Origin of the sequence: Kitasatospora sp. NPDC092286 (assembly GCF_044755565.1) — a bacterium.
Classification (GTDB): Bacteria; Actinomycetota; Actinomycetes; order Streptomycetales; family Streptomycetaceae; genus Kitasatospora.
Genome location: NZ_JBIVRD010000002.1, coordinates 122,073 through 147,111, shown reverse-complemented (window position 1 = coordinate 147,111; position 25,039 = coordinate 122,073). Strand labels below are relative to the sequence as shown.

General features: G+C 73.8%; 22 protein-coding genes and 1 pseudogene. 13 read left to right on the top strand and 10 right to left on the bottom strand.

Going from position 1 to position 25,039, the window contains the following annotated elements:
- Window positions 1–122: 122 nt before the first annotated feature.
- Window positions 123–998 (top strand): hypothetical protein, encoded by an 876-nt coding sequence (locus ACIQIB_RS03365; protein WP_400756433.1) that lies wholly within the window; start codon window positions 123–125, stop codon window positions 996–998.
- Between the two features lie 476 nt (window positions 999–1,474).
- Window positions 1,475–2,361 (top strand): annotated as a pseudogene (locus tag ACIQIB_RS03360) (nitroreductase/quinone reductase family protein).
- A 66-nt stretch (window positions 2,362–2,427) separates the two neighbouring features.
- Here the strand turns inward: ACIQIB_RS03360 and ACIQIB_RS03355 are convergent.
- The 4 genes from ACIQIB_RS03355 to ACIQIB_RS03340 form a co-directional block, all read right to left on the bottom strand.
- Window positions 2,428–3,207, bottom strand: coding sequence for an SGNH/GDSL hydrolase family protein (locus ACIQIB_RS03355; protein WP_363606350.1), 780 nt, complete (start codon window positions 3,205–3,207; stop codon window positions 2,428–2,430).
- Between the two features lie 160 nt (window positions 3,208–3,367).
- Window positions 3,368–3,913: a glyoxalase gene (locus tag ACIQIB_RS03350; RefSeq protein WP_363606349.1), complete on the bottom strand. Its 546-nt coding sequence runs from the start codon at window positions 3,911–3,913 to the stop codon at window positions 3,368–3,370.
- A 4-nt stretch (window positions 3,914–3,917) separates the two neighbouring features.
- Window positions 3,918–4,556 (bottom strand): hypothetical protein, encoded by a 639-nt coding sequence (locus ACIQIB_RS03345; protein WP_363606348.1) that lies wholly within the window; start codon window positions 4,554–4,556, stop codon window positions 3,918–3,920.
- Window positions 4,557–4,760: 204 nt separating this feature from the next.
- On the bottom strand, window positions 4,761–5,627 hold the full coding sequence (locus ACIQIB_RS03340) for a hypothetical protein (protein ID WP_400756431.1): 867 nt from the start codon (window positions 5,625–5,627) through the stop codon (window positions 4,761–4,763).
- A 473-nt stretch (window positions 5,628–6,100) separates the two neighbouring features.
- On the opposite strand from ACIQIB_RS03340, the gene ACIQIB_RS03335 reads away from it, so the two are divergent.
- From ACIQIB_RS03335 to ACIQIB_RS03325, 3 genes are all read left to right on the top strand, one after another.
- Entirely contained in the window at window positions 6,101–7,270 is a 1,170-nt protein-coding gene (locus ACIQIB_RS03335) for an exonuclease SbcCD subunit D (RefSeq protein WP_400756429.1), read from the top strand.
- A complete protein-coding gene (locus ACIQIB_RS03330) occupies window positions 7,267–10,407 on the top strand; it encodes an AAA family ATPase (RefSeq protein WP_400756427.1) in 3,141 nt (1,046 codons plus the stop codon). Before ACIQIB_RS03335 ends, ACIQIB_RS03330 begins: the two co-directional genes overlap by 4 nt.
- Window positions 10,408–10,501: 94 nt before the next feature.
- Window positions 10,502–10,804: a hypothetical protein gene (locus ACIQIB_RS03325; RefSeq protein WP_363606342.1), complete on the top strand. Its 303-nt coding sequence runs from the start codon at window positions 10,502–10,504 to the stop codon at window positions 10,802–10,804.
- A gap of 62 nt (window positions 10,805–10,866) precedes the next feature.
- On the opposite strand, the gene ACIQIB_RS03320 is transcribed toward ACIQIB_RS03325, so the two are convergent.
- A complete protein-coding gene (locus ACIQIB_RS03320) occupies window positions 10,867–11,100 on the bottom strand; it encodes a hypothetical protein (RefSeq protein ID WP_400649592.1) in 234 nt (77 codons plus the stop codon).
- Window positions 11,101–11,231: 131 nt separating this feature from the next.
- Here ACIQIB_RS03320 and ACIQIB_RS03315 point away from each other — a divergent pair, with 131 nt between their 5' ends.
- Entirely contained in the window at window positions 11,232–11,912 is a 681-nt protein-coding gene (locus tag ACIQIB_RS03315) for a DUF1990 family protein (protein WP_400756425.1), read from the top strand.
- A gap of 23 nt (window positions 11,913–11,935) precedes the next feature.
- Here ACIQIB_RS03315 and ACIQIB_RS03310 read toward each other — a convergent pair whose 3' ends face one another.
- Both ACIQIB_RS03310 and ACIQIB_RS03305 read right to left on the bottom strand, forming a co-directional pair.
- On the bottom strand, window positions 11,936–12,403 hold the full coding sequence (locus ACIQIB_RS03310) for a YjbQ family protein (protein ID WP_363606338.1): 468 nt from the start codon (window positions 12,401–12,403) through the stop codon (window positions 11,936–11,938).
- A gap of 280 nt (window positions 12,404–12,683) precedes the next feature.
- Complete coding sequence (locus ACIQIB_RS03305) at window positions 12,684–12,950, bottom strand: hypothetical protein (protein ID WP_363606336.1); 267 nt, start codon at window positions 12,948–12,950, stop codon at window positions 12,684–12,686.
- Between the two features lie 664 nt (window positions 12,951–13,614).
- Between ACIQIB_RS03305 and ACIQIB_RS03300 the strand changes: the two genes are divergently transcribed.
- Window positions 13,615–15,831, top strand: coding sequence for a CDP-glycerol glycerophosphotransferase family protein (locus tag ACIQIB_RS03300; RefSeq protein ID WP_400756423.1), 2,217 nt, complete (start codon window positions 13,615–13,617; stop codon window positions 15,829–15,831).
- 101 nt (window positions 15,832–15,932) lie between these two features.
- Here ACIQIB_RS03300 and ACIQIB_RS03295 read toward each other — a convergent pair whose 3' ends face one another.
- The gene (locus ACIQIB_RS03295) at window positions 15,933–16,145 is read right to left on the bottom strand and encodes an EF-hand domain-containing protein (RefSeq protein ID WP_363615257.1); all 213 of its coding nucleotides are present in this window, start codon (window positions 16,143–16,145) and stop codon (window positions 15,933–15,935) included.
- Between the two features lie 210 nt (window positions 16,146–16,355).
- Here ACIQIB_RS03295 and ACIQIB_RS03290 point away from each other — a divergent pair, with 210 nt between their 5' ends.
- Window positions 16,356–17,024: a lysophospholipid acyltransferase family protein gene (locus ACIQIB_RS03290; RefSeq protein ID WP_363615259.1), complete on the top strand. Its 669-nt coding sequence runs from the start codon at window positions 16,356–16,358 to the stop codon at window positions 17,022–17,024.
- 51 nt (window positions 17,025–17,075) lie between these two features.
- Here the strand turns inward: ACIQIB_RS03290 and ACIQIB_RS03285 are convergent, their stop codons facing one another.
- Together ACIQIB_RS03285 and ACIQIB_RS03280 are read right to left on the bottom strand one after the other, a co-directional pair.
- A complete protein-coding gene (locus tag ACIQIB_RS03285; protein ID WP_400756421.1) occupies window positions 17,076–18,893 on the bottom strand; it encodes an ABC transporter ATP-binding protein in 1,818 nt (605 codons plus the stop codon).
- 167 nt (window positions 18,894–19,060) lie between these two features.
- Complete coding sequence (locus ACIQIB_RS03280) at window positions 19,061–19,834, bottom strand: SDR family oxidoreductase (RefSeq protein ID WP_363608509.1); 774 nt, start codon at window positions 19,832–19,834, stop codon at window positions 19,061–19,063.
- Between the two features lie 156 nt (window positions 19,835–19,990).
- Between ACIQIB_RS03280 and ACIQIB_RS03275 the strand changes: the two genes are divergently transcribed.
- The 5 genes from ACIQIB_RS03275 (at window position 19,991) to ACIQIB_RS03255 (ending at window position 24,983) form a co-directional block, all read left to right on the top strand.
- Entirely contained in the window at window positions 19,991–20,191 is a 201-nt protein-coding gene (locus ACIQIB_RS03275) for a hypothetical protein (RefSeq protein ID WP_363608511.1), read from the top strand.
- A gap of 136 nt (window positions 20,192–20,327) precedes the next feature.
- Entirely contained in the window at window positions 20,328–21,098 is a 771-nt protein-coding gene (locus ACIQIB_RS03270) for a hypothetical protein (protein ID WP_400756419.1), read from the top strand.
- On the top strand, window positions 21,095–22,033 hold the full coding sequence (locus tag ACIQIB_RS03265; protein WP_400756417.1) for a DUF6895 family protein: 939 nt from the start codon (window positions 21,095–21,097) through the stop codon (window positions 22,031–22,033). Before ACIQIB_RS03270 ends, ACIQIB_RS03265 begins: the two co-directional genes overlap by 4 nt.
- Entirely contained in the window at window positions 22,030–23,220 is a 1,191-nt protein-coding gene (locus tag ACIQIB_RS03260) for a serine hydrolase domain-containing protein (protein WP_400756415.1), read from the top strand. The genes ACIQIB_RS03265 and ACIQIB_RS03260 overlap by 4 nt, the downstream gene beginning before the upstream one ends.
- Before the next feature lie 431 nt (window positions 23,221–23,651).
- The gene (locus tag ACIQIB_RS03255; RefSeq protein WP_363608519.1) at window positions 23,652–24,983 is read left to right on the top strand and encodes a hypothetical protein; all 1,332 of its coding nucleotides are present in this window, start codon (window positions 23,652–23,654) and stop codon (window positions 24,981–24,983) included.
- Window positions 24,984–25,039: the final 56 nt, after the last annotated feature.

The window sequence follows — 25,039 nt, the reverse complement described above, 5'->3', positions numbered from 1 at the left end:
CACCGGGGCCGGGGGCAGCGTGCGGGGCGGCCACCAATCCCCCTTGCCGAAAGCCGAGTTGGCCGACCGGCGGATGCGCCCGCCCGGAACCCGGCATGGATCGTCCACGCAGCTTCGCTACCGTGTCCTCCGAAACGAAGGGGGAGATCGACTTGGGGAAGAACCCCGCACTGCGGCGCCTGGCGGGCGCCGGGCTGACGGTCGCGCTGGTCGTCGCCGGCGCGTCGGCCTGTAACGACGACGCCGCCGACTCGAAGGCCACGGGAGCGGCCGCCGCCCGGACCGGCGCCGCCGCGAGCGCGACCGCCCCGGCGAGCGCGACGCCGACGCCGGTGGCGTTCGGCGCCGCCGGCTACCGCGGCCTGACGCCGGGTATCGCGAAGGACGCGGCGCTGGCGACCGGCGCGCTGGAGCCCGCACCGGTGTCGCTGCTCGACGGCTGCACCGACTTCGCCTACAAGGGCGGCCCGGCGCCGGACGCCGCCCGGATGGCCTCCGAGGCGGCCACCGAGGCCACCTACAAGGACCTGAACGCCAAGGCGGACGCGCTCAAGAAGCCCGCCGCCGGCTCGACCCTCCCGCCGAACGCCTCGGCGAAGGAGGCGGCCGAGTTCGCCGCGGGCGCGTACGGCTCGGCCAAGAACTCCGCGGCCGACGCCAAGACGATCGCGGACGCGACGATGTCCACCGCCCAGCTGATGGTGGCCCGCGAGGCCCGGGACGCGGCGTTCCTGACCGCCGGGCGGGTCTCCTTCGGCGTCGACGGACTGCGCGAGCTGGTCGCTCCGGCGGACGCCCGGACCGCCGAGGGCATCGGCGCCGGTTCGACCGTGGACGCGCTCAAGCAGGCCTACGGCGCCAAGGGCCTGGAGTTGGCCAAGAGCAGCAAGTTCCAGCTGCCGGTCGAGGGCAAGCCGGGCTGGCAGTACGAGTTCACCGTGGACGGCGACAAGGTCACCGGGGTCGCGCTCGCCAACCGCACCACGAAGTGCGCCTGAGCGGTCCCGAACAAGCCCTACCGCGGCCCCGGCCCGACACCACGTCGGCCGGGGCCGCGGCCGTTCGGGCCGCGGAGGTGATCCCGGAGCCCGGCAGCATTCCGCCCTCGCCGCCGGCGGACCACTGGTGTGTCCGGGCCGAGAACCCCGGGCGACACGCGCCCCGCGAGAATCCCCGGGCCACCGACGGGACGGCCATCCGGCGTGATCACGCTCGTTGACAGGCGGTGGGTGGGGTGACTCCAATGGGGGCGTGCAGCGTGGCGCCGGCCAAAGAGATGTGGGCCGGCCGGTGACCGGGCGAGCACCTTTCACCGAGGGACGATGCGCGATGAGTTCTCACTCCGCTCCCCTGATCTGACGCAAGCGGTCGCAGCAGTGCCTGCGCGCGCCCGCCTCGTTGTCGTTCCGTCGCGTGCGTGCGCCGTTCTGTCCGCGGCCTCGGCTCCCCTTTTCCGGAGACTTCACACACACGTATGCCCATGTCTTTCAATGAAGCGATCATCGAGGAATTCCGCGCCGACGGCGGACGGGTCGGCGGCCCCTTCGAGGGGGGTGACCTGCTGTTGCTGACCACCACCGGCGCGAGGTCGGGCCGCCCGCACACGGTGCCGCTCGGGTACGTCCGGGCCGACGGGCTGCTGCTGGTCGTGCGTCGGCGGCCGGGGCGCCGGAGCACCCGCACTGGTACCGCAATCTGCTCGCCCGCCCGGTGGTGCGGGTGGAGCTCGGGACGGAGGTGTTCGACGCGATCGCGGTACCGGCCGAGGGTGCGCGGCGGGACCGGCTGTTCGAGACCGTGGTCCGGGCGGCACCGGGGTACGGCGACTACCAGGCGCACACCGCACGGGTGTTGCCGGTCGTGGTGCTGGAGGGCTCCACGGCCCCGCCGCGCGAGGTGCGCAGCCTCGCGGACAAGCTGCTGGAGGTCCACACCTGGCTGCGGGAGCAGCTGCGGTACGTCCGCGAGGAGGCCGACGCGCACTTCGAGGCCGGGTGGGCGGACGGCCGCCCGCCGGGCCTGGGGCTCCAGTTGCGGCAGCACTGCCTGGCCTTCTGCGAGGGCCTGGCCCACCATCACACCGGGGAGGACGGCGCCGTCTTCCCGGCTCTGGCCCGGAGCCATCCGCAGCTGCGCGGAACTCTGGAACGGCTGGGCGAGGAGCACCGGGCGGTGGCCCGGATCAAGGACGGCCTGGTGGCGCTGCTGACCGGTATCGGGGCGGCCGATCCGGACCGGTTCCGGTCCGAGCTGGCGCGGATGTCGGCGGAGCTGGAGGCGCATCTGGCCTATGAGGAGGAGTCCCTGCTGCCCGTCCTCGCCGGGATTCCGTTCCCGCCGAACCCGCGGCCGAGGGCGTAGGGCCTGGTGACGCTCCGCCGGCCCGCCCCCTTCGGGGGGAGGGGGAGGACCGGCGGAGCGGGGGTGCTACACCTGCGCGGAGAAGACGGGCAGGTAGCCGCCGGACTGGCCGGAGGCCTTGGGGTGGTAGCTCTCGTCGACGGGGAGGGTGGTGCTGTTCAGCCAGGTGGTGCTGGAGCCGCAGATCTCGTGCTCGGTGAAGATGCTGCGGACGTCGCCGAAGGCGAACCCGGCGTTGGCGGCGCGCTTGGCGAGGACGCCGTCGAGCGCGTCGGCCGCGCTGTTGATGGCGGCGCGCTTGGTGTCGCCGATGCCGAAGATGCAGCTGCCGCCGATCTTGTACAGGTGCGGGTAACCCAGCACCACCACGCGGGCGTTGGGGGCCTTGGCGTGGATGGCCGAGTACACCCGGTCGAGCTGGGCGGGCAGGGTGTTGGTGGCGTAGTTCTTCGCGGTGGCGACGGCGCTGAGGCAGGCGCTCTCCGAGTCCAGCACGCAGGTCTGCATGGTGCCGGCGAAGCCCGCGTCGTTGCCGCCGATGCTGATGCTGACCAGCGTGGTGCCGGAGGTCAGCGCCGACAGCTGGTTGTTGAGCACGTCACCGGTTTTGGCACCGGAGCAGGCCACGAAGGAGAAGGAGGACGGGGAGTGCGCGTTCTTCCAGAGGTAGGGGTACGCGTTGGTGCTCCGCTTGCAGCTTCCGCTCTCGCTGGTGTAGCCGCCGGCGCCGACGCCGGCGGAGTACGAGTCCCCCAGCGCGACGTAGTTGACGGTGGCCGCGCCGGCTGACGAGGCGGCGAAGAAGGTGGTCAGGGTGAGGGCCGCCGCGAGGGCGGAAGTCGACATGACACGAGTGGGGCGCAGCATGAAGTCTCCTGGAGTGACGAGGGTCACAGAAGTGATACCAGGCAGTAGCTTCCCCGGGAAGTGGTCATGCCAAGGATATTGACGAACAGTCTGATAACGACGGGGTGAATTGGATCCCGCACGGGCGCTTCCGCGCTGGTCAGACCCCGTTCGCGCCGTTCGCGCCGGGGGTCGCGCCCGAGGGGTCGGCGGGCGCGGCACGGTAGACGACCTCAAGCTCGAAGCCCTGACCGTCGATCAGGTGCGCGGCCTCACCGGTGTCGACACGTACCGTCCAGCCGGCGGAGAGCGCGGCGGCCACCGCCTCGCGTGAGCCGTGCACGGCGAGGTGGTTGAGCCCGGCGCGCAGGCGCTGGTGGCCGCCCGGCAGCAGGGCGGGCGACTGCTCGATCACCAGGTACGCGGCGCCGAGGCGCCAGCTGCGGCCGGCTGGCCAGTGCTGGAACGGCTCGCAGCCGAGGGCGAGCAGGACCGGGGCCCACTGCGCCTCGGCGGTGGCGAGGTCGTCCACCCACAGCTCGACGTGGTGGAACAGCCCGCGCCGGTCCCCGGCCGTGCCGGGTTGCGCGTCCGGCTGCCCGTCCGGGAGCGACGGCGCGGCCGGTTCCTCGCCCCACTCCGCGCCCGGGGACGACGACGCGGCCGGTTGCCCGGCAGCCCGCGGTTCCGGCGTCGGCAGCGTCACCGGCTCAGCCTCCGGCCGGGTAGACGGTGCCCGAGTGGGCGGTGCCGGGGAACACCACGGCGCCCCCGGCCGGCAGTTCCTCGATCGTCTCGTTGGCGGCGGCGGGCACACCCAGCCACTGGACGGCGGCGGACACCGCCGACCGGGCCTGACGCAGCCCGGGCCCGCCCCAGCCGAGCAGTTCGACGGCGAGGCCGGGCGCGACCAGCAGCCGCCGGTAGTGCCGGCCCGAGGCCGGGTCCGCGGCGCTGGGGCCGACGGCGCGCAGCGCGGCGGCCATCCGGACCCGCGCGCACTCGTGCCCGCCGTTGGCCGAGCCGACCCGGTCGTAGAGGTAGCCCAGGTAGTAGGGCGCGCCGATCACGGCCTGGGCCTCCTCGGCCGCCTCCCGTGCCAGCGCCGAGCCCGGATCGCCGGTGTCCTCCGGTTCCAGTGAACCGCCGGGGAGCGAGACGATGCCGTCCCGGGGGTTGACCAGGGTCAGCACCCGGCCGTCGGGGGCGAACAGCCACCCCCACGACTGCTTCACCGGCAGCCCGGCGGGCACCGGCTCCCCCGGTCGCCACGGCCAGCCCGCGGTGGGACGCCGCCGCACCTTGCCGAGCAGCTCGGCGATCTCCGCGCTGAACTCGATCCGGCCCATGCGTCCCCCTCTCCGTGTCGGGCTCGCCGGACCGGCGGTGCGCGGGGAGACCTGCGGTACGCGGTTCGGGGCAGAGCTTCGGGAGCGGCGGCATGGGGCACCGCCCGCTCCTCCTGTTGATCTTCCCCGAAATCTTCCCCGAACAGGCGGTCGATGAACAGTCCCCAGCGCCGCTTGGTGGACACCCGGGCCAGAACCGGCTGGTCAGCCCAGGGGCTCACCCCCGTCCTCGACCCCGGACGGCCCCGCCGCCGACGGGCCGTCCGGCAGCGGGAAGCCCGGCAGCGGCACGGCTCCCGGCGGGAAGGGCAGCCCCCGGTCGGCGTCGTCGGTGAGCGAGTCGGCCACCTCCTGGACGGCCATCGGCCGCAACCGCCCGCCCGCCAGCGCCCAGCCGCGCACCTGCGGTCCGGCGGACGCGGCCGGGTCGCCGTGCAGCAGCAGCGCGCCGGAGCCGCGCGCGGCCACGCCCGCGGCCAGCGTGACGCAGAACGCCTCCGCGTCCCGCCCCGTGCCGACGAGCCGACCGCCCTCGACACGGACGTCCGCCGCGGCGGTGAGCTCTTCGCCGTCCTCCGGGCCGTGGCAGCGCAGCGTCAGCAGGTGGCAGCCCTCGCCCGCGCCCCCGGCCAGTGCCAGGTAGGCGGCGGTGACGAACCTCATCACCGCCACCAGCCGCCGCTGCCCGTACGGGCCGTCGCCGACCGCGTCCAGCAGCGCCTCGCCGGCGACCGAGATCCGTACCCTGGCCCGGTGGTCGTCGACCAGTACCGGAAGCAACTCGGCCAGCCGCTCCCCCGCGTACACGAAGGGCTCCCCGGCCAGCTGCGGATCGGCCGCGTACGCGACCCGGGCGGCCGCCTCACCGGGGTCGAGGCCGAACGCCTCGCAGTAGTCCTCGTAGTCGGCCGCGTCGAACACCCGCAGGTGCACCTCCACCCCCTGCCCGCGCAGCGCTCGGAGCCGGCTCTCCGTCCGCCGCAGGTACTCCCGGTAGGGGGCGGTGCCGAACAGCCCGTACCGGGCCAGGCCCACGAAGTCGGCGGCCCGGGCGGCCACCGCGAGGGCCACCGGCTCCGGGGGCGGCGCGCCCCGCGAGCCGCCACCCCGGCGACGCGCACGCCCGCCGGGCCCGCCCGCCCCGCCCCCGCGCGGAGGACCCCCGGCCGGAGGCCCACCACCCGACGAGGCACCGCCGCCGGGCAGGCCACCCCCCGGCCCGCCCGGGCCCGGGCGCTGCCCGGCGTGCACCCGAACCCGCGGCAGACCCCGCCTCCCCGTCGGCACCGCCGCCCGGTACCGGTCGGAACCGGCAGGGCCGACCGGACCGGAGAACTCGATGTACCGGGACCGAACGGACATGGCTTCCCTCTCTCTTCTCGCATCTCTCACGGCCGCCCCGGAATCCCGCGGGCGACCGACGATCGAGAACCTACACACCGTCACCGACAATCCACCCAGAGCGATTCCCGGCAGGCCGGTGGAACGAGCGGGATCCCAGTTCCGGGCCGCGTTGTCGGTGACGGACGTTAGGGTCGGGGACCATGCGACTGCTGCATACCTCCGACTGGCATCTCGGGCGTTCGTTCCACCGGGAGAGCCTGCACGACGCCCAGCGCGCCTTCCTGGACCACCTCGTGGCGGTGGTCCGGGCCGAGCGCGTGGACGCCGTGCTGGTCGCCGGCGACGTGTACGACCGTGCGCTGCCGGGCCTGGAGGCGGTCGCCATGTTCGACGACGTGCTGCACCGGCTGGCCGGGCTCGGCGTGCCGACGGTGTTCATCAGCGGCAACCACGACTCGGCCCGCCGCCTGGGGGTGGGCGCCGGGCTGATCGGCCGGGCGGGCGTCCATCTGCGCACCGACCCCGGCGAGTGCGCGGTGCCCGTGCTGCTGGCGGACGCGCACGGGCCGGTCGCCGTCTACGGGCTGCCGTACCTGGAGCCGACGCTGGTCCGGGAGCGCTTCGGGCTGGAGCGCGGCGGCCACGCGGCGGTGCTCGGCGCGGCGATGGACCAGGTCAGAGCCGACCTGGCGGCCCGCCCGGCCGGTACCAGGGCGGTGGTGCTGGCGCACGCCTTCGTCACCGGCGGCGCGCCCAGCGACAGCGAGCGGGACATCGCGGTGGGCGGCGTCGCCTCCGTGCCCGCCTCGGTCTTCGACGGTGTGCACTACGCCGCGCTCGGCCACCTGCACGGCTGCCAGACCCTCGCCCCGCACCTGCGCTACAGCGGATCCCCGCTCGCCTACTCCTTCTCCGAGGCCGCCCAGCGCAAGACGATGTGGCTGGTCGACCTCGCCGCGGACGGTTCGGTGGCCGCCGAGCGGATCGACTGCCCGCGGCCGCGCCCGCTGGCCTGCCTGCGCGGAAGGCTCGACGAGCTGCTGTCCGACGAGAGGTACGCGCCGTTCGAGCAGTCCTGGGTACAGGCGACCCTGACCGACCCGGGCCGCCCCGCCGAGCCGATGGAGAAGCTGCGCCGGCGCTTCCCGCACACCCTGCAACTGCTCTTCGACCCCGAGGAGGCCGAGGCGGCGCCCTCGCAGTCGTACGCGGCCCGGGTGAGCGGGCGCGCGGATCTGGAGATCGCCGAGGGCTTCCTCCGCCACGTCCGCCCGGGCTCCGAACCGGACGGGGACGAGCTGGGCTGGCTGCGCGAGGGCTTCGAGAGCGTCCGGGAGACCACCGACCGGAAGGCGGAGCTGCCCCGATGAGACTGCACAGGCTGACCGTCACCGCCTTCGGCCCGTTCGCCGGCGCCGAGACGGTCGACTTCGACGCCCTCTCCGCCGGCGGGCTCTTCCTGCTGCGCGGTGCCACCGGCGCGGGCAAGAGCAGCGTGCTGGACGCGGTCTGCTTCGCCCTCTACGGCGAGGTGCCCGGCGCCCGCCGGGCCAGCCGGCTGCGCAGCGACCACGCCGACCCGCGGCGGCTGACCGAGGTCAGGCTGGAGCTGACGCTCGGCGGGCGGCGGCTGGAGATCACCCGGCTCCCTGAGCAGCGACGGCCGAAGAAGGTCGGCACGGGGACGACGGTCGAGCGGGCCCAGACCCTGCTGCGCGAGTGGACGGCCGACGCGGGCGGGGGCGCACCCGGCTGGCAGGCGGTCAGCAAATCGCACCAGGAGGCCGGCGAGGAGATCCACCGGCTGATCGGGATGAGCCGGGAGCAGTTCTGCCAGGTGGTGCTGCTGCCGCAGGGCGACTTCGCACGCTTCCTGCGCGCGGACGCCGTGGAGCGGGGCAAGCTGCTGAGCCGGCTGTTCGACACCGAGCGGTTCGGGCAGGTCGAGTCCTGGCTGGCCGAACAGCGCAGGGCCCAGGAGGCCGCCGTCCAGTCCGGGCGGCGGAGCCTTCGGGACTTGGCCAGCAAGGCCGAACAGGCGGCCGGCCCGGCGGCCGAGCCCGCCGAGGGCTGGGTACCCGCCGAGGACGAGCCCACGCGGTCCGGCACCGATCTCGCCGGCGGGGTGCTCGGCTGGGCCGCCATGCTACGCAGCGGCGCCGCCGAACAGCTCGCGGTCGCCGATGCCGCGCTGGCCGGGGCCGAGGCCGGTCACCGGGAGGCGCAGCTGGCGCGGGAGGCCGCCGAGGAGCTGGCCGGCCGGCAGCGGCGCCACCAGGAGGCGGCGCTCCAGGCCGCCCGGCTCGCCGAGGGCGAGGCGGCGCTGGGGCGCGACCGGCGGAGGCTGGCCGCCGCGCAGGCGGCCGTCGGCGTGGAGTCGGTGCTACGGCTGCGCGAGGCCGCCGCCGAGGCCTACCGCGTGGCGGGCGACGAGGAGCGGCGCCACCGCGCGGCGCTGGCGCGCATCCCGGAGACGGCACGCGTCCCGGGCGGGGAGCGCGTCCCCGACGGGGCGGCCGGGCCGGACAAGGCCTACGGCCCGGACGAGGCCCGCGTCATGGCCGGCACGGGCCCGGCGCTCGCCCATGCGGAGGCCGAGGAGCTGGCGCAGGCCGAGCTCCGGCTGCGGGCCGAGGTGGTCCGGCTGGAGGCGGCGCAGGCCGACGAGCGGCGGTGCGCCGAGCTCGGGCACCAGGAGCGGGCGCTGGACGCCGACCGGCAGCGGGCCGAGGAGCTGGCCGAGGAGGCGGGTGAGTGGCTGGACGGCTTCGACGGCCGGCTCGCCACGTTGCAGGAGGAGCAGTCGGCGGCCCGGGCCGCGGGTGCACGGGTCGAGCAGGTGGACACGCGGCGCGGCGAGGCGACGGACCGCCTGGCCGCCGCCCGCGGCCGGGACGGACTGCGCGCGGAGATCCGGGACGCGGAGCCCCGGGCGCTGGCCCTGCGGGCCCGGGCGCTGGACGCCCGCGAACACAGCCAGGACCTGCGTGAACGCCGGCTCGGCGGCATGGCCGCCGAACTGGCGGCACAGCTGCGGCCCGGCGAGTCCTGCCGGGTCTGCGGCTCGCCGGAGCACCCGGCGCCGGCCCGGCCCGCGGGCGGCCAGGTCAGCGCGGAGGACGAGGAGCGGGCCAGGGCGGCCCAGACGGCGGCCGAGCAGGCGGCGGACACCGCCGAACGGGAGCTGGCCGGGCTCCGGGTCCGCGAGGCCACCGCCGCCGGCGCGGCCGGGCCGGAGAGCACGGAGACGCTGGCGGAGGCGCTCACCGCGCTGGAGCGGGAGCACCGCGAGGCGCTGCGGGTGGCGGAGGGGCTGGGCCCGGTCACCCAGCGGGTCGAGCGGCTGACGCGGGAGCAGACCGTCCGGCTCGCCGCACTGCGCGAGGCCGGTGAGCGCAGCGCCGCGCTCACGGCCCGGATCCAGGCGCTCCGCACCGAGCGGACGGACCTGGCCGAACGGGTGGCCGCCGCCCGGGGCGACGCGCCCTCGGTGGCCGACCGGGCGGCGGCGCTCACCCGGCTCACCGGGGGCGTGGCGGCGCTGGCCGCGGCCGCGCGGGCCGGTACGGAGGCGGCGCTCCGGCTGAAGAACGCCGACGACGAGCTGGCCAGGGCCGCGGTGGCGGCCGGGTTCCCGAGCGCGGAGGAGGCCACCGCCGTCCTGCTGCGACGGGAGGAGCGCGAGCGGCTGGAGGCCCGGCTGGAGCGGCACCGTGCCGAGCTGGCGGCGGTGGAGCGGCAGCTCGCGCTGCCCGAGCTGGTCGAGGCGGCGGCCCGCCCTCCGGCGGACGTGCCGGGCGCGCGGGCCCGGCTCCAGGAGGCCGTCGACCGGCTGCGCCGGGCGCACGCCGCCCAGGCCGCGGCGCGCGAGCGCTGCGAGGCGCTGGCCGCGATCGGGCGGCGGCTGGCTGAGCTGGCCGCTTCGCTGGCCCCGGCCCTGGTCCGTTACGGCCGGATCAACCGGCTCGCCGCGCTGGCGGCCGGCACCTCCACCGAGAACCGGCTGCGGATGCGCCTGGAGTCGTACGTCCTGGCGGCCCGGCTGGAGCAGGTCGCGGCGGCGGCGAGTGATCGCCTGGTGCGGATGTCGGGCGGCCGCTACACCCTCGTCCACAGCGACGACCGGGGCACCGGCAACAAGCGCTCGGGCCTGGCGCTGCGTGTGGTCGACGCCTGGACCGGCACCGAACGGGACACCGCGACGCTCTCCGGCGGCGAGAGCTTCTTCGCCTCGCTCGCCCTGGCCCTCGGCCTCGCGGACGTGGTCACCGACGAGGCCGGCGGGATGCCGCTGGACACCCTCTTCATCGACGAGGGCTTCGGAACGCTGGACGAGCAGGCGCTGGAGGAGGTGATGGACGTCCTCGACGGGCTGCGGGAGCGGGATCGCGCGGTCGGCATCGTCAGCCACGTGGCCGACCTGCGCAGCCGGATCCCGGCCCAGCTGCTGGTCCGCAAGGGCCGTCACGGCTCCACCCTCGCCCTGGCCGGCCGGGAGGACGCCTGAGGGGCGGGCGACGCCGAGCCGGCCGGGCCGCGTGATCTCCGGGCCGGCCGCCCGGGGTGCGGGCAGTCCGCACCCGCACCGATACCGTGCGGGCATGGGAAACGCACGAAAGCCGTACTGGCGTACTTTCGGGACGCCGAGGACGCTCGTCCTGTACCGCACCCCTGACCGCTGGCGCTACGCCGTGTACTTCGAGAACCCCCGGGGCATCGCCGACGGCGCTCTCGATCGGCCTGCGGTCTCCTGCGAGCCGGAGACCGCTCAGGCCGCCATGCGGCTCAAGGCCGCGGAGCTCACCTGCCGGGAGCTGGACGTCGACTGGGCGGCCACCGATCAACCGGGCTGGTGGACCGGAGCCGTGACCAGGGTCGGCCCGCTCCCCGACACCGACGGCTGAGCCAGCCCGGTGCACCTCATCGGGTGTAACGGACAGGCGGCCATGGGACCACGGGGCGTCCGTCAGCCGGTGCAGGCGATCCGCTGGGCCTGCTGCCAGGCGCAGACGGGGCAGAGCGTGCTGCCGGGGTGGTCGGCGGGCAGTTCGGTCGGCTCCCCGCACAGCACGCAGTCCGCGCGCGGACCGGCCGACTCCGGGGCACGCGTCAGCGCCGCCTCCGCCCCGGTGGGAACCAGGGCACAGACCGGCCCGTCGTCCTCGTTCAGCACGCCCGCCGTGTCCACCGCTTCGCTCATGCCGCCTTCCTACTCCGCTCCCCCGCCTGCCCGCAAGGTCGTCCGGGCCCGGGTGGCGGGGCTCGGCCCAGCGGCCCGCCACCCGGGCCCGACCGCCTCACCCGCCGAACGCGCCCGCTACGGTGGGGCCCATGCCGACCGCTCTCCACCGGCGCCTTGAAGCCGCCCGCGCCGCCTCGCCCGACTACCCGGAGGTGGGTGCCACCCGGGACGCCCGACTGCCCGCGGGGTACGCGCAGCTGCGGCGGCGGATCCACCTCGGGCACGGGCCGGAGGTGCTGGAGCGGGCCGGACGGTACGTCCTCGGCTGGGGCAGCCAGCTGGGCAGCGGGTTCGCCGTCCACCCGTACGCCCCCGCCGAGCAGGGCGCCACCGTGCTGCTGCGGCTGAGCCTGCCCGGGCTGCGGCGCCCGCACCTGGTGATCCCCTGCCGGGTGGTGTGGACGGTGGCCGCGCCGGACCGGATCGGCTTCGCGTACGGGACGCTGCCGGGACACCCGGAGTGCGGCGAGGAGGCGTTCCTGGTGAGCATGGACGCGGCGGGCGAGGTGTGGTTCGAGGTCACGGCCTTCTCCCGGCTCGCCGCCTGGTACGCGCGGCTGGGCCGCCCGGTGGCGGTGCTCTGCCAGTACCTGGCGATCGAGCGCTATCTCGCGGCGGTCGCCGGGGCGGCCGCGGACGGCACTGCCGCCACGACCGCCCCGGCCGGCGCCCCGGCCACGTCGGGCACCGCAGGCCCGTCCGGCACTACAGCTCTCTCGGACACCGGGGCCCGGAACACCGACGCCCCGGACACCGCGATCCAGCGGTAGCCCGTCGGCCGAACGGTGGCGCGTCAGCCCAGGAAGGACAGCCGGACCGTCCGGTGCGGGTTGTCGCCATTGGTGTCGATCAGGACCACGGACTGCCAGATGCCGAGCGCCAGTTGACCGCCGATGACCGGCAGGGTGGCGTGCGGGGCGACCAGGCCGGGCACCACGTGGTCGCGGCCGTGGCCGGGGCTGCCGTGGCGGTGGCGCCAGCGGTCGTCGGGGGGCAGCAGCTCGCGCAGGGTGGCGAGGAAGTCGTCGTCGCTGCCCGAACCGGTTTCCAGAACGGCGATGCCCGCTGTGGCGTGCGGTACAAAGACATTGAGCAGACCGTCGCGCCCGGTCGCCTGCTCGTTGAGGAACTCCGCGCAGCGGTCGGTGATGTCGAGCGCCACCTCGTGGCTGCCGGTGGTGATCTCGAAGGTCGTGGAGTGAAAGGTGCTGGAGTAGGAGGAAGGGAATTGCAGGGGGGTGGAGTGGATGTTGTCCGCCATGACGCCATCCTGGCCCACGCCCGGGGGTGCGATGACCTGCCTCGCCGACTCTCCGTGCCAGGTGGGCAAGGTGTCGTACGCTGAGAGGTTCAGACCTTTCCGCCCGGAGAACCGGGCTCGCGCGGGCGGCCCGAAGCAGCCCCCCGGGAGCCTCCAGGAACCCCGGAACAACCCGGCACCGCGCCCCGCGAAGGAGACATCCGGACACGCCGAAGACCCGACGGTCCCGGAGGTCCGTCGGGTCGCGTGCCGAGCGGCGCGACAGCGAGCCGTGAGGGCCCTAGCCTCGCCCGCCGAAGAGGCTCCGGCGCAGTCGGCGCAGCGGCGTCAGCAGCGACACCCGCGCGTGACGGCGACGGGCGGTCGGGGCACTGGCGCCGCGGGGCGTCAGTTCCCTTATCAACCCGACCGCCTCGGCGGTCTCCACCGCCGGGAGTGCGGGCGCGCCGAGCACAGCCAGGTGGCGGTCGATCCGGCGGCCGGTCGCGCCGACACCGCACTGGATCGCCGGCACTCGGGGCCGAGTCCGCACTTGCATCTGTTCCATCAGTATTCCCACCCCTACGAGGCGCCAGGGCCGTGAGGCGAAGACTATCCGTGACAGACGGTCTTCGCGCAACCGTCCTGGTGTTCTGCCACCGTATCGTGCGGCGTCAACTGACGCTGCACCAGGGGCCGCCGGGCCGGTCACGACTAGGCATCGATGATGGTGCACGACCGGCCGGTGCGCCCGGGGCCCCGGGCGCACCGGCGCTGCGCCCGGCCGGGAGGCACGCGCCGGGCGCACGGGGGCACCGCCAGGAGCCGGGTGACCGGAGAGACGACGAGAGAAGGTGACGCCTCTCCGCGCAGCCACTCCGGGAAAATCACTTCAGGAAGTGAACACATACGAGGGATTGACTCCAACGGACCCTCCAAGCAATATCTCTATCGACGCCCCTTTAGGGGAGAGTGTCCAGTCATGTGTTCGACTGATGAAGATTTCCGGCTCCTCCGAGCCACTGCCAGGCCGCCTCGACGCTGCGGCGGCCAGGCTCGGAAGGGGTCCGGACCGGCGGCTCGGCCGTAGAGGGTCGGCCGGGCCACCACCAGACTGCCGGTGCCGTCCCGCACAGGGTCCGGCACCGGCGGTTCCGGCCTCCGCCCGTACCGGCCGGGCGGTCGCACCCGGGCGGCTCCGCCGCTGGTCCGGCTCGGTAGACTCGGCCAGCGTGCCAGTCCTCCTCAGCATCGTGCTCCCGGTCCACGGAGTGGAGCGCTTCCTGCCCCGCTGCCTCGACTCGATCCTCGAACCAGGCCCGGCCGAGAGGTCCGGCGCGGCCGGCGGGCCCCGCTTCGAAGTGATCGCGGTCGACGACCTCTCCCCCGACCGCTGCGGCGCGATCCTGGACGAGTACGCGGCCCGCGACCCCCGGCTGCGCGTCCTGCACCTCACCGAGAACCAGGGCCTCGGCGGCGCCCGTACCGCCGCCCTCCCCGAGGTGCGCGGCGAGTACGTCTGGTTCGTCGACAGCGACGACTGGCTCCCCGAGGGCACCGTCGGGGCGGTCCTCGACGAACTGGAGCAGGAGCACCGGCGCGAGACCCCGGCCGACGTCCTGCTCACCGGCTTCACCCACGTCTACCCCGACGGCGGCACCGAGCCCAACCCCTGGCGGCACGTGCTGGCCGGCTCCCCGCTGGTCGAGGGCTGCACGCTGGCCGAGCACCCGGCGCTGTTCCGGACCGTGATGTCGGTCTGGAACAAGGTGTTCCGCCGCGAGTTCCTGACCGGCCTCGGCGTCTCCTTCGGGCGCGGGTTCTACGAGGACATCTCGGTCACCTACCCGGCGCTGCTGGCCGCCGAACGGCTGCGCCACCTCGACCGCCCCTGCTACTTCTACCGGCGCGGCCGGGCCGGCGCGATCACCAGCACCGCCTCCCCCAAGCACGCCGACGCCTTCGCCCAGTACGACGCGATCTTCGGCTTCCTCGACCGTCCGGACCGCCCGGGCCGACCCGTCCCCGACACCCTGCGCACCCTGGTCTTCGAGCGGACCGTCCAGCAGGCGCTGACCGTCTACGACACCCCGGGGCTGGTCCCGCCCGAGCTGCGCAAGGACTTCTTCCGCCGGATCTCCGAGCACTTCGGCCGCCACCGGCCGGCCGGCTACCGCTTCCCCGGCGGCCTGCGCGGCGTGCAGTACCGGCTGGCGGCGCGCGGATCGCGGATCGCGTACGCGGAGCTGCGCCGTACCGGCCGGCTGCCGCGCGAACTCAAGCGCGGGGCACGGGCGGTGGCCCCGGCGGTGAAGCGCGGGGTGCGCAGCAGCGCCCGTTTCACCGCGTACAACGCGTTCCGCCGGCTGCCGCTGGACGAGCACCTGGCGGTCTACGCGGCCTACTGGCACCGGGGTTACGCGTGCAGCCCGGCCGCGATCTACGAGAAGGCGAAGGAACTGGTGCCCGGCGTCCGGGGTGTCTGGGTGGTGGAGAACCGCGCCCAGGCGGCCACCCTGCCGGCCGGGGTGCCGTACGTGATCGTCAACACGCCCGCCTATCTGAAGGCGATGGCGACCGCCAAGTACTTCGTCAACAACGTCAACTTCCCGCGCACGATGGTCAAGCGGCCGGGCACGGTGCATGTGCAGACCCAGCACGGCACGCCGCTGAAGGCGATGGGCATGGACCTCAGGGACCACCCGGCCGCCGCGGACGGGATGGACTTCGACCGGCTGCAGGAGGCGGTCGACCGCTGGGACTTCCTGGTCTCCTCGAACCCGCACACCAGCGAGCACTTCGCCCGGGCCTTCCCCGGCCGCTACGAGATGCTGGACACCGGTTACCCGCGCAACGACCGGCTGGCGAACACCACGCCGGCCGAGGTGGCCGCGATGCGCGAACGGTTCGGGCTGGCCCCGGACCGGACGGCGGTGCTGTACGCGCCGACCCACCGTGAGGGCCGCGGCGGGTACGTACCGCTGCTGGACGTGCGCGAGCTGGCCAGGCGGCTCGGGCCCGGCTTCACCCTGCTGGTGCGGACCCACTACTTCCACACCGGCGGCCCGGGCGACCTGGCGGCGGGCGAGGGCGCGGCGGAGATCGTGGACGTCTCCGCGCACCCGACCGTGGAGGACCTGTACCTGGCGGCGGACGTCCTGGTCACGGACTACTCGTCGATGATGTTCGACTACGCCGTGCTGGACCGGCCGATCGTGATCTTCGCGCCGGACTGGGACGAGTACCGGCGGGTGCGCGGGGTCTACTTCGACCTGTTCGCGGAGCCGCCCGGCGCGGTGACGGTGGACGCCGACGGGCTGGCGGCGGCGCTGCTGGCGGGCGACCCGGAGCCGGCCGCGCGGGCGAGGTTCCGGGAGCGGTTCTGCCCGTGGGACGACGGCGGGGCGGCGGAGCGGGTGGTCCGCCGGGTGTTCCCGACCGAGAGCTGAGGCCGGCAGCCCAGGGGGCGGCAGCCGGGGGCTGAGACCGGAGGGCCGGGAACACGGCTGCGGGGCCCGCGCACGGCGGGCCCCGCAGGCTGCGACCGGACTCAGCCCTGACGCGCGGCCAGGAACTCGTCGAAGGTCAGCTCGCCGTCGTGGTTGGTGTCCATCTGCTTGATGACGGCCTCGGCCACCGAGATCGACGTGGTCAGGTCGCCGAGCTCGCGCGCGACCCTGGCGTACTCGGCGGCGGTGATCCGGCCGTCGCCGTTCACGTCGTACTTGTCGAAGGCCGCGCGGATCGTGTCGACGTCTGCCATGAGTTGCCCCTCCTATGAACTGCTGATGTGCGTTTCCGACGGCCGTACCCTACCCGGCCGTGGCGAGCGCCACGGCCGGCGGGAGTGGACGGGCTCGGGGGTGGGTGTCGTAGTCTGCGGTTCTGATCTCGGCCCGGCCGGGAACCGATCACCGATTGTCGTATGTTCAGGCCCGGGCGCCTCCCGGGCATGCTCGTCCAGGGAGGGACCATGCTCAATCTCGTCACCAAGCTGGTGCTGAAACCGCTCTCCCGGGGGATCTGGCGGCCGAACATCGAAGGTCTGGAGAACGTACCGCGCAAGGGCGGCGTGATCCTGGCCAGCAATCACCTCTCCTTCATCGACAGCGTGGTGATCCCGCTGACCGCGCCGCGCCGGGTGCACTTCCTGGCCAAGGCCGAGTACTTCACCGGCACCGGGCTGAAGGGCGCGCTGTCCAAGGGCTTCTTCGAGTCGATCGGCGCGGTGCCGGTCGAGCGCGGCACCTACCGTTCCGCCCAGGCCTCGCTGGAGTCGGCGCTGGAGATCCTGGAGGACGGCAAGGCGTTCGGCATCTACCCCGAGGGCACCCGCTCGCTCGACGGCCGGCTGTACCGGGGCAAGACCGGCGTGGCCTGGCTGGCCCTCACCGCCGGTGTCCCGGTGGTGCCGGTGGCGCTGGAGGGCCCGGAGCAGATCCTGCCGATCGGCAAGCGCGTGCCGCGCGTCCGCAAGGTGACGGTCCGCTTCGGCGAACCGCTGCACTTCGACGAACTGCACGGGCAGGCCCGCTCGCTGAAGGCCCGGCGGCAGGTCACCGACGAGGTGATGCGGGCGATCCAGCAGCTCTCCGGCCAGGAGGTCGTGGAGAGCTACAACGAGGTCCCCAAGGCCGCCTGACCCCCGGGCGGTACCCGGCCCTGCGGTACGCGCGGCCGGAACGCGCGCCCGTCAGGCCCGGTCCAGCACGGCCGTCGGCGCCTCGCGCCGCAGCAGCGCCGCGTACCGGCCGTCCGCCTCGACCAGTTCGTCATGCCTGCCCAGCTCGGCGATCTCACCCCGGTCCAGGACGACGATCTGGTCGGCCGCCCGGACGGTGGAGAGCCGGTGGGCGATGGTGATGGTGGTCCGGCCCGCCGCCAGGGTGTCGATGGCCTGCTGGACGGCACGTTCGGTGCGGTTGTCCAGCGCGCTGGTGGCCTCGTCCAGGATCAGCACCGGCGGGTTGCGCAGGATGGTCCGGGCGAGGGCGAGGCGCTGCTTCTCCCCGCCCGAGAAGCGGTAGCCGCGCTCGCCGACCAGGGTGTCGTAGCCGTTCGGCAGTCCGGCGACGGTCGTGTGGATCTGCGCGGCCTCGGCGGCGGCGACCAGTTCGGCGTCGGTGGCGTCCGGCTTGGCGAAGCGCAGGTTGTCGGCGACCGAGGCATGGAAGAGGTAGGTCTCCTGGGAGACCACGCCGACCGCCCGGGACAGCGTCTCGAAGGACAGCTCGCGCACGTCCACGCCGTCGATGGTGACCCGGCCGCCGGTCACGTCGTACAGCCGGGGGACGAGGTAGCTGAGCGTGGTCTTGCCGGAGCCGGTCTCGCCGACCACGGCGAGTGAGCCGCCGGCCGGGACCTTGAGCTCGACGCCGGACAGGGTGGGCCGTTCCTGCTCCGGGTCGTAGCGGAACTCCACCCCCTCGAAGCGGACCTCGCCCCGGATCTTCTCCAGGCCGACCGGCCGCTCGGGCTCGGCGATCTCCACCGGCAGGTCGAGGTACTCGAAGATCCGGTGGAACAGCGCCAGCGAGGTCTGCACCTCCACACCGGTCGAGAGCAGGCTGACGGTCGGCCGGAAGAGGCCCTGCTGGAGCGAGACGAAGGCGACCAGGGTGCCGACCGAGACGATCGGCGAACCGCCGGCCGCGGCCAGGCCGGCCGCCCAGTAGATCACCGCGGGCATCGCGGCCATCACGATCTGGATGGTGTTCATCCGCCAGCGCCCGGCCATGCTGGCGCGCACCTCCAGCTCGGCCAGCTGGTCGGACTGCTCGGTGAACTCCCGGGAGAGCGAGTGGGAGCGGCCCATGGTGCGGCCGAGCAGGATGCCGCTGACCGAGAGCGACTCCTGCACCGCCGAGCTCATCGCGGCGAGCTGCTTCTGCCGCTCGGTGGTGATCTTCTTGCGCTCGTTGCCCACCCGGCGGCTGATCCACACGAAGAGCGGCAGGAGCAGCAGGGAGACCACGGTCAGCCGCCAGTCCAGCGCCACCATGGCGACCACCGAGGCGATCACGCTGGTGAAGTTGGAGACCAGCGAGGTGGCGGTGGAGGTCACCGTGGACTGCATGCCGCCGATGTCGTTGGCGATCCTGGACTGCACCTCACCGGTGCGGGTCCGGGTGAAGAACGCCAGCGACATCCGCTGGAGGTGGCTGTAGACCGCGGTGCGCAGGTCGTGCATGACGCGCTGGCCGACGGTGGTGGAGATCAGCGTCTGCAGCACGTTGAAGACGCTGTTCACCACGGCGGTGGCGATCATCCCGAGCACGAGCAGGCTGAGCAGCCCGGTGCGGCCCTCGGGGATGGCCGTGTCGAGGACGGCCTTCAGCAGGAACGGCGACACCACCGAGACCACCGCGGAGGCCGCCACCAGCAGGCCGACCACGGCGAGCCGGCCGCGGTACGGGCGGAAGAGCGCGAGGATCCGGCGCCACTGGGACGGCGGGCGGGGCTCGCCCTCGGCGCGCTCGGGTGGGGTCCATCGGATGCCTTCGGGCCTCAAGGGCGGACCTCCCGGGGTCGGACGCGCGGGCGCGCGGCGGGCATGGCGGTCGGGCGGCCACCAGCACAGCGAGAATAGCTCATAGTTAGCAAAGCTAATAATGAGGCTCACTCTATTCCCGCGCTCCCCGACCGCCGCCCGACCGGCCCCCGGCCGTCGGGCAAGCCCTAGTTGGGTCCGTAGGTGCGCGCCGCCTTGGAGGAGAGCCCGCCGAGCGCGCCGGACGGCAGCAGCCGGGCGGCCGCGATCGCGACCTTGTAGCGCTTGCCCGGGATGGACAGCGAACGGCCGCGGGCCAGGTCCCGCATGGCCTCGTCCACCACCCGTTCAGCGGACAGCCAGCCCCAGGACGGGATGTTGCCCGTCCCCATGCCCGCCCGCTGGTGGAACTCGGTCCGGGTGAAGCCCGGGCAGAGCGCCATCAGCCGCACTCCCGTCCCGCCGACATCGCGCAGTACCCCCTGGGTGAAGCTCACCACCCACGCCTTGCTGGCACCGTACGTGCCGCGCGGCAGGAAGGCCGCGACCGAGGCGACGTTGACGATCGCCCCGCGCCGCCGCTCGCGCATGCCCGGCAGGGCCGCCGTGGTCAGCCGCAGGATCGCCTCGATGTGCACCTTCAGCATGTCCAGTTCGTCCTGGAGCGGGACGGTCAGGAACGCGCCCTTGTTGCCGAAGCCGGCGTTGTTCACCAGCAGGTCCACCGGGCGGGCGGCATCGGCCAGCCGGGCCTCGACGGCCGCGATGCCCTCGTCGGTGGCGAGATCGGCGGTGAGCACCTCCGTCTCGACGCCGTACTTCGCGTGCAGGTCTGCGGCGGAACGTTCCAGCCGCCCGGTGTCCCGGGCCACCAGGACGAGTTGATAGCCGCTCCGGGCGAGCCGGCGGGCGAACGCGGCTCCGATGCCGGCGGTCGCGCCGGTGATCAAGGCAGTGGTCATATCCCCGACCGTACCGACCCCACCCCGGCGGGCCCAACAGACCGGAAAGGTAACCGATCAGCGCACTGCGGATGCAGGTATCGGTGGGCGCTCATAAGGTCGGTCCGGGGGCATCGCCGGACCAGGCGATGACGATCCTATGAGGAGGCACTTCTGATGCTTGCTCAGTACCTGACCGGAAAAGCCCCGGCGTCGCGCGCGACCCGGGCCGAACTCGACACCCTCGGCGCCCTGATGGTGGAGGACGAGGCCGTCGTCAGCGACGCGCCCACGTACCGCCCCGAAGCCGCCGGGCTGCTGTTGCTGCTGGGCCTCATCCTTCTGTCCCCGAAGCCGCCCAAGGAGAAGACCCGGTAACCGGAACGGGTACCGGCCACGCACGAAGGCTTGCGCGGTGAAGCCACCCGTCGCGAAGCCCACCGATGTGGAACTTCTCCCAACGGGCCTCCCCGCAAGCCTTCGTGAAGCCTTCCTCAAGGAGGACCACCCAGCCATGTCATTCGCCCATACCTCGCTCCGCGACGAGTACGCCGCAGCGGTCGAGCAGATGGCGGCCCAGACCCTCGGCGCCCTTCGGGGCGCCGGGGGTGCGGTCGCGCTCGTCGACCCCGGCACGGCCAACGCGTCCCGGCCGCTGCTCGCCGCCGTCCGGGTGCTCGGGCCGGACCTGTTCGCCCCGCAACTGCTCGGCGGCGCCGCGCCCGACACCGAGGCCGTCCTGCTGCTCGCCGAGGCGCACCGGGCCTTTCCGTCAACCGCCGCCGAGGCGGACGGCCCGGACGCCCCCGAGGGCGCCGCACTGATCGCCGCCTGGCGGGACTGGGCCACCGGGGCCTTGTTCGCCCGGACCCTGCGCTCCATCAGCACTCCCGGCCTGGCGGAACTCTCCCTCCGCGCACCCCAGCCCGACCACGCGCCGCAGCCGCAACCGCATGCCTGGCAGGCCTGGTCGGTCCGGATGGCCCAGCTCTCCGCGCTCGCCCTGCCCGGCCTCGACGGCCCGGTGCACCGGACCGCCCGCACCCACACCCTTGCGCTCGCCCGGGGCACCGTCCGCTCCATGCTGCGCCGCGACCACCGGGTGGCCGCCCGGCTCGCCCGCTGGCTCGCCTGGTCCCGGACCGAAGGCCTGTCACTGCCGCTGGAGGTCGAACCGGTGCTGGAGCGGATCCACGCCGCCGGAGACGGCAGCTCCCGAACCGCGCTCGAACTCGGCATCGCCGAAGCCCTGCTGGCCATCACCCCGAACGGAGCGACGGCATGACGGACGATCAGCGGCTTTCCATCGCACAGCAGATCGGCTCGCGTGCCATGGCCTGGCTGCACGCCTCCCATGAACGCGGCTTCGGCCGGCTCCCGGACAACGTCACCGTCGACCTCTCCGACCCCAACAACGCCTACAAGCCGATCGCCGAATGCGCGCTGGCCGCCTCGCTGGTCCTGCGGGACGGCGTCACCGGCCCGCGGAACGCCCAGGTCGCCCGCGACATCCTGGACTTCGGCTGGTCCCAGCTGCAGAACGGAAACCTCCTCTACGAGCGGCAGTTGCGCCATCTGGTGATGACCGACCCGCTGGAAACCTATGTCCACTTCGCCAGGGCCGGCTACCGGCATCCCGCACTGGAAGAGCTGCTGGCGTCGCTCAGCCGGCTGCGGTCCGTGCACGCCGTCGAGATCCTGCCCGGCCGCCGGCTCGCCGTCGCCAACGCCCGCCGGGTGGTGGGCCTCGCCGACCGGCCGGACGACTGGGCCGCCCTCGCCGCCGGGACATGGCTCAGCGCCACGCCCGAACCGTGGGCCATGGACTGGATGACCGGCTACCACATCACTCATGCCGTCTTCCATCTCACCGACTGGGGCGCCCGCCCGGAAGGCCTGCCCGAGCCGATGGCCGACTTCGTCCGCGCCTGGCTGCCCGTCTGGGTGGACATCTGGCTGGAGGTCGGCGAGTGGGACCTGGTCGGCGAACTGCTGGTGGTGGACTCGTGCATCGGCGAGCCCGTCACCGGCATGCAGGGCTGGGAGGCGCTGGCCGCCGTTCAGCGCGAGGACGGACTGATCCCCCGCGACAGCTCCGAACCCGTATCGGAGGATCCGGCCCAGGCGTTCAAGGACCACGAACACACCGCCGTGGTCGGGGTGGTGGCCGGCACCGTCACCCTCTCCCGCGCGCTCGGCGGCGCCGCCGTGGCCGCATGAACGTGGCGGGCGCCCTCGGCGGTTCGGGGGAGCCCGACGCGTTCGGCCCGGTGAACGGGCCTGGCGGGCCTGGCGGGCCCACCGCGACTGGCGGGCCCTACGGTCTGGGCGGCCCGGGCGGCCTGGATCGCCTCGACGACCTGGGCGAACCCGGCGAACTCGACGGCTTCGGCGAGCCGGAGCTGGCCGAACTCGTACGGGCCGCCGCGCCGCACGCCACCGCCGTCACACTGGCGGTGGCCCGCGGCGACCGGCAGGCCGTCCGCTGCCACGGGCGGCTCGCCCGCGACAGCGCCGCGCCGTGCACGCCCGAGACCGTTTTCGAACTCGGCTCGGTGACCAAGACGTTCACGGCACTGCTGCTCGCCACCATGGCGGCCCGTGGCGAACTCGCCCTGGACGACCCGGTGGAACGCCACCTCCCCGAGCGCTGGCGCCCTGCGACCGTCCGCCGCGGCGGCCCGATCCGGCTGCTCCACCTGGCCACCCACACCTCCGGCCTTCCCGGACTGCCGCCCGGCCTGCTCGCGGAGGCCGCCCCCACCTGGTTCAGCAACCCGTACGCCGCCTATCTTGACGAGCAGTTGAGGGAGGGCCTGGCGCGAACCACCGTGCACCACAGACCAGGAAGCTGGTTCGGCTACTCCAACTACGGTGTCGCCCTGCTCGGCCGCCTGCTCACCGAGGCCGGTGGCGCCACCTACCCCGAGCTGCTCGCCGACCGCATTCTCCGCCCGCTGGACCTGCGGTCCACCACCTGCTCCCCCGACGCCCCCGACCGGGCCGTCGGACACCGGCGAGGCCGCCCGCTGCCGCCCTGGCGCATCCCCGGCCTGCCCGGCGCCGGCGCCGTCCGCGCCGGCGGCGCCGATGTGCTGCGCTTCCTCCGCGCGCATCTTCCCGGCGAGGAAAGCGAATTGAGAGAGGCTCTGGACGACGTCCAGCAGCTCCGGCTGCGGTTGCCACGCTCGACCGACCAGCTCTGCCTGGTCTGGAACCACCGGCGCGTCGGCGGCCGCGACCTCTTCTTCCACTCCGGCGCCACGCGCGGCTTCACCTCACTGGTCGGCCTCTGCCCCCAGACCGCCTCGGTCGTCGGGGCTCTGGCCAACTGCGGCCCGGCGCTGGACGGACGCTTCGTCCAGCGCGGCTACGAGGTACTGAAGCAGGTCTCCTCCCGGCAGTAGCCGCCGGCCCCCACTCGCCCAACGGCCCCGGTCCGGGGCCGTTTTCCGTTGTCCCGGGCCGTGGACAGGTCGGCCTCCTTCGCGGTGCCGACTGCGACCGTGGCCGGTCCGGCATCCCAGCCGCCGTCATGAGCGCGCTCCCCGCGGTGATGCACCCCCACGCCACCCCTCACACGCATCCGCCGGACGCTTTCGCCTGCCCTGGCCACAGACCTGGCCGCAACAGTCCAGGGACGCTTCCGTCCAGCTGACAACCCTTCCGCCGGCCCTGAGCCGCGACCAAGCTGGTGTCTGCCACCAGGGAGCACCATCCGGGCGGCGCACCGGACCGGCTGTTCCTGCAGGACAGCCGCCCCGGTCGCCATCACCGCCCTCCGCCCTGCCGTCGGCGCCTTCCGATGCAGACTTCGAGCCGTTCATTGGAGACAGCCATGCCTTTTTCGCGCCCCGCCCTGCGTGCCGCCTGCGCCCTTCTCGCCACGGGCCTGTCCGTCCTCGCCGTCGGCGCGTCCCCGGCGCTCGCCCAGCCGGGGCCGTCCGCCGACGCCACGGCCGCCGTCCCCGGGACGAATGACAAGGGCGGTGCCGGCCAGGGGCCGTCCGCTCCGCTCAACGTCCAGAGCGCACCGGGCAGCGGCGCCTCCCTCCTGGCGGCGGCTCCGACCGTCACCCGCTCCGAGGTCATCAGCCGTGCCAACGGCTGGTTCAACCAGGGCCTCGTCTACAGCTGGAACGGTACCCACCAGGGCTACCGCACGGACTGCTCCGGTTACGCCTCGATGGCCTGGAAGCTCTCCACCCCGGGTCTGGACACCACCAGCTTCGTCCCCAGCGGCGTCGCGTCCTGGCTCGGCAGCAAGAACGACCTCAAGCCCGGCGACGCCCTGCTGAACGACGCCGCGGGGGCTGCCGGACACATCGTCATATTCGACCAGTGGGCCGACACCAGCCACAACTCCTATGTGGGCTACGAGTTCACCGGGAGCGGCGTCAAGCACCGCACCATCCCCTACCCGTACTTCTCCAACTTCGGCACCTACAAGCCGGTCCGTAACAACAGTGTCGTCGACGACCCGACCGGGCCCTCCGTCCGGCCGACGGCGGCGGGGGTGTTCCAGGACGGGACGTGGGCGCTGCGCAACGCCGCGGGCGCCACCACGAACGTGGGCTTCGGCAACACCGGGGACACCCCGATCACCGGCGACTGGGACGGCGTGGGCCACGACCAGATCGGCGTCTTCCGCCCCTCCACCAACACCTTCGCCCTGCGCCACGACAACGGCACCAGCGACTCCCTCACCTTCGGCGACCCCGGCGACAAGCCCGTACCCGGCATGTGGGACCACAACGGCCACGCCCAGATGGCCGTCTACCGCCCCAGCACCAACACCTTCATCGTCCGCCATGACAACGGCACCGTCGACTCCGTCGTCTTCGGCGACCCCGGCGACATCCCGATCGTCGGCGACTGGGACGGCGTCGGCCACACCCAGATGGGCATCTTCCGCCCCGCCGCCAACAGCAGCGAACAGAACATCTTCGCGCTGCGCCACGACGACGGCAGCGTCTCCACCGTTACCTACGGCAACCCCGGCGACCTCCCCGTCGTCGGCGACTGGGCCGGCAAGGGCCGCACCACCTACGGTATCTACCGCCCCAGCACCGGCGACTTCGCCCTCAGCAACGCCTACAACGGCACCCCCGACACCACCTTCCGCTACGGCAACCCCAACTGGACCCCCACCACCGGCAACTGGAGCTGACCGCACCACCTCGGGCGAACAAGATTCGAATAACAGATGACAGATGACAGGTAACA

What these genes read in the sequence shown, in the direction of transcription:
- ACIQIB_RS03310 (WP_363606338.1), bottom strand. Translation starts at nt 12,403, where the DNA reads ATGGCGGACAACATCCACTCCACCCCCCTGCAATTCCCTTCCTCCTAC.
- ACIQIB_RS03315 (WP_400756425.1), top strand. Translation starts at nt 11,232, where the DNA reads ATGCCGACCGCTCTCCACCGGCGCCTTGAAGCCGCCCGCGCCGCCTCG.
- ACIQIB_RS03255 (WP_363608519.1), top strand. Translation starts at nt 23,652, where the DNA reads ATGCCTTTTTCGCGCCCCGCCCTGCGTGCCGCCTGCGCCCTTCTCGCC.
- ACIQIB_RS03270 (WP_400756419.1), top strand. Translation starts at nt 20,328, where the DNA reads ATGTCATTCGCCCATACCTCGCTCCGCGACGAGTACGCCGCAGCGGTC.
- ACIQIB_RS03320 (WP_400649592.1), bottom strand. Translation starts at nt 11,100, where the DNA reads ATGAGCGAAGCGGTGGACACGGCGGGCGTGCTGAACGAGGACGACGGG.
- ACIQIB_RS03305 (WP_363606336.1), bottom strand. Translation starts at nt 12,950, where the DNA reads ATGGAACAGATGCAAGTGCGGACTCGGCCCCGAGTGCCGGCGATCCAG.
- ACIQIB_RS03330 (WP_400756427.1), top strand. Translation starts at nt 7,267, where the DNA reads ATGAGACTGCACAGGCTGACCGTCACCGCCTTCGGCCCGTTCGCCGGC.
- ACIQIB_RS03260 (WP_400756415.1), top strand. Translation starts at nt 22,030, where the DNA reads ATGAACGTGGCGGGCGCCCTCGGCGGTTCGGGGGAGCCCGACGCGTTC.
- ACIQIB_RS03325 (WP_363606342.1), top strand. Translation starts at nt 10,502, where the DNA reads ATGGGAAACGCACGAAAGCCGTACTGGCGTACTTTCGGGACGCCGAGG.
- ACIQIB_RS03280 (WP_363608509.1), bottom strand. Translation starts at nt 19,834, where the DNA reads ATGACCACTGCCTTGATCACCGGCGCGACCGCCGGCATCGGAGCCGCG.
- ACIQIB_RS03345 (WP_363606348.1), bottom strand. Translation starts at nt 4,556, where the DNA reads ATGGGCCGGATCGAGTTCAGCGCGGAGATCGCCGAGCTGCTCGGCAAG.
- ACIQIB_RS03295 (WP_363615257.1), bottom strand. Translation starts at nt 16,145, where the DNA reads ATGGCAGACGTCGACACGATCCGCGCGGCCTTCGACAAGTACGACGTG.
- ACIQIB_RS03290 (WP_363615259.1), top strand. Translation starts at nt 16,356, where the DNA reads ATGCTCAATCTCGTCACCAAGCTGGTGCTGAAACCGCTCTCCCGGGGG.
- ACIQIB_RS03335 (WP_400756429.1), top strand. Translation starts at nt 6,101, where the DNA reads ATGCGACTGCTGCATACCTCCGACTGGCATCTCGGGCGTTCGTTCCAC.
- ACIQIB_RS03265 (WP_400756417.1), top strand. Translation starts at nt 21,095, where the DNA reads ATGACGGACGATCAGCGGCTTTCCATCGCACAGCAGATCGGCTCGCGT.
- ACIQIB_RS03355 (WP_363606350.1), bottom strand. Translation starts at nt 3,207, where the DNA reads ATGTCGACTTCCGCCCTCGCGGCGGCCCTCACCCTGACCACCTTCTTC.
- ACIQIB_RS03275 (WP_363608511.1), top strand. Translation starts at nt 19,991, where the DNA reads ATGCTTGCTCAGTACCTGACCGGAAAAGCCCCGGCGTCGCGCGCGACC.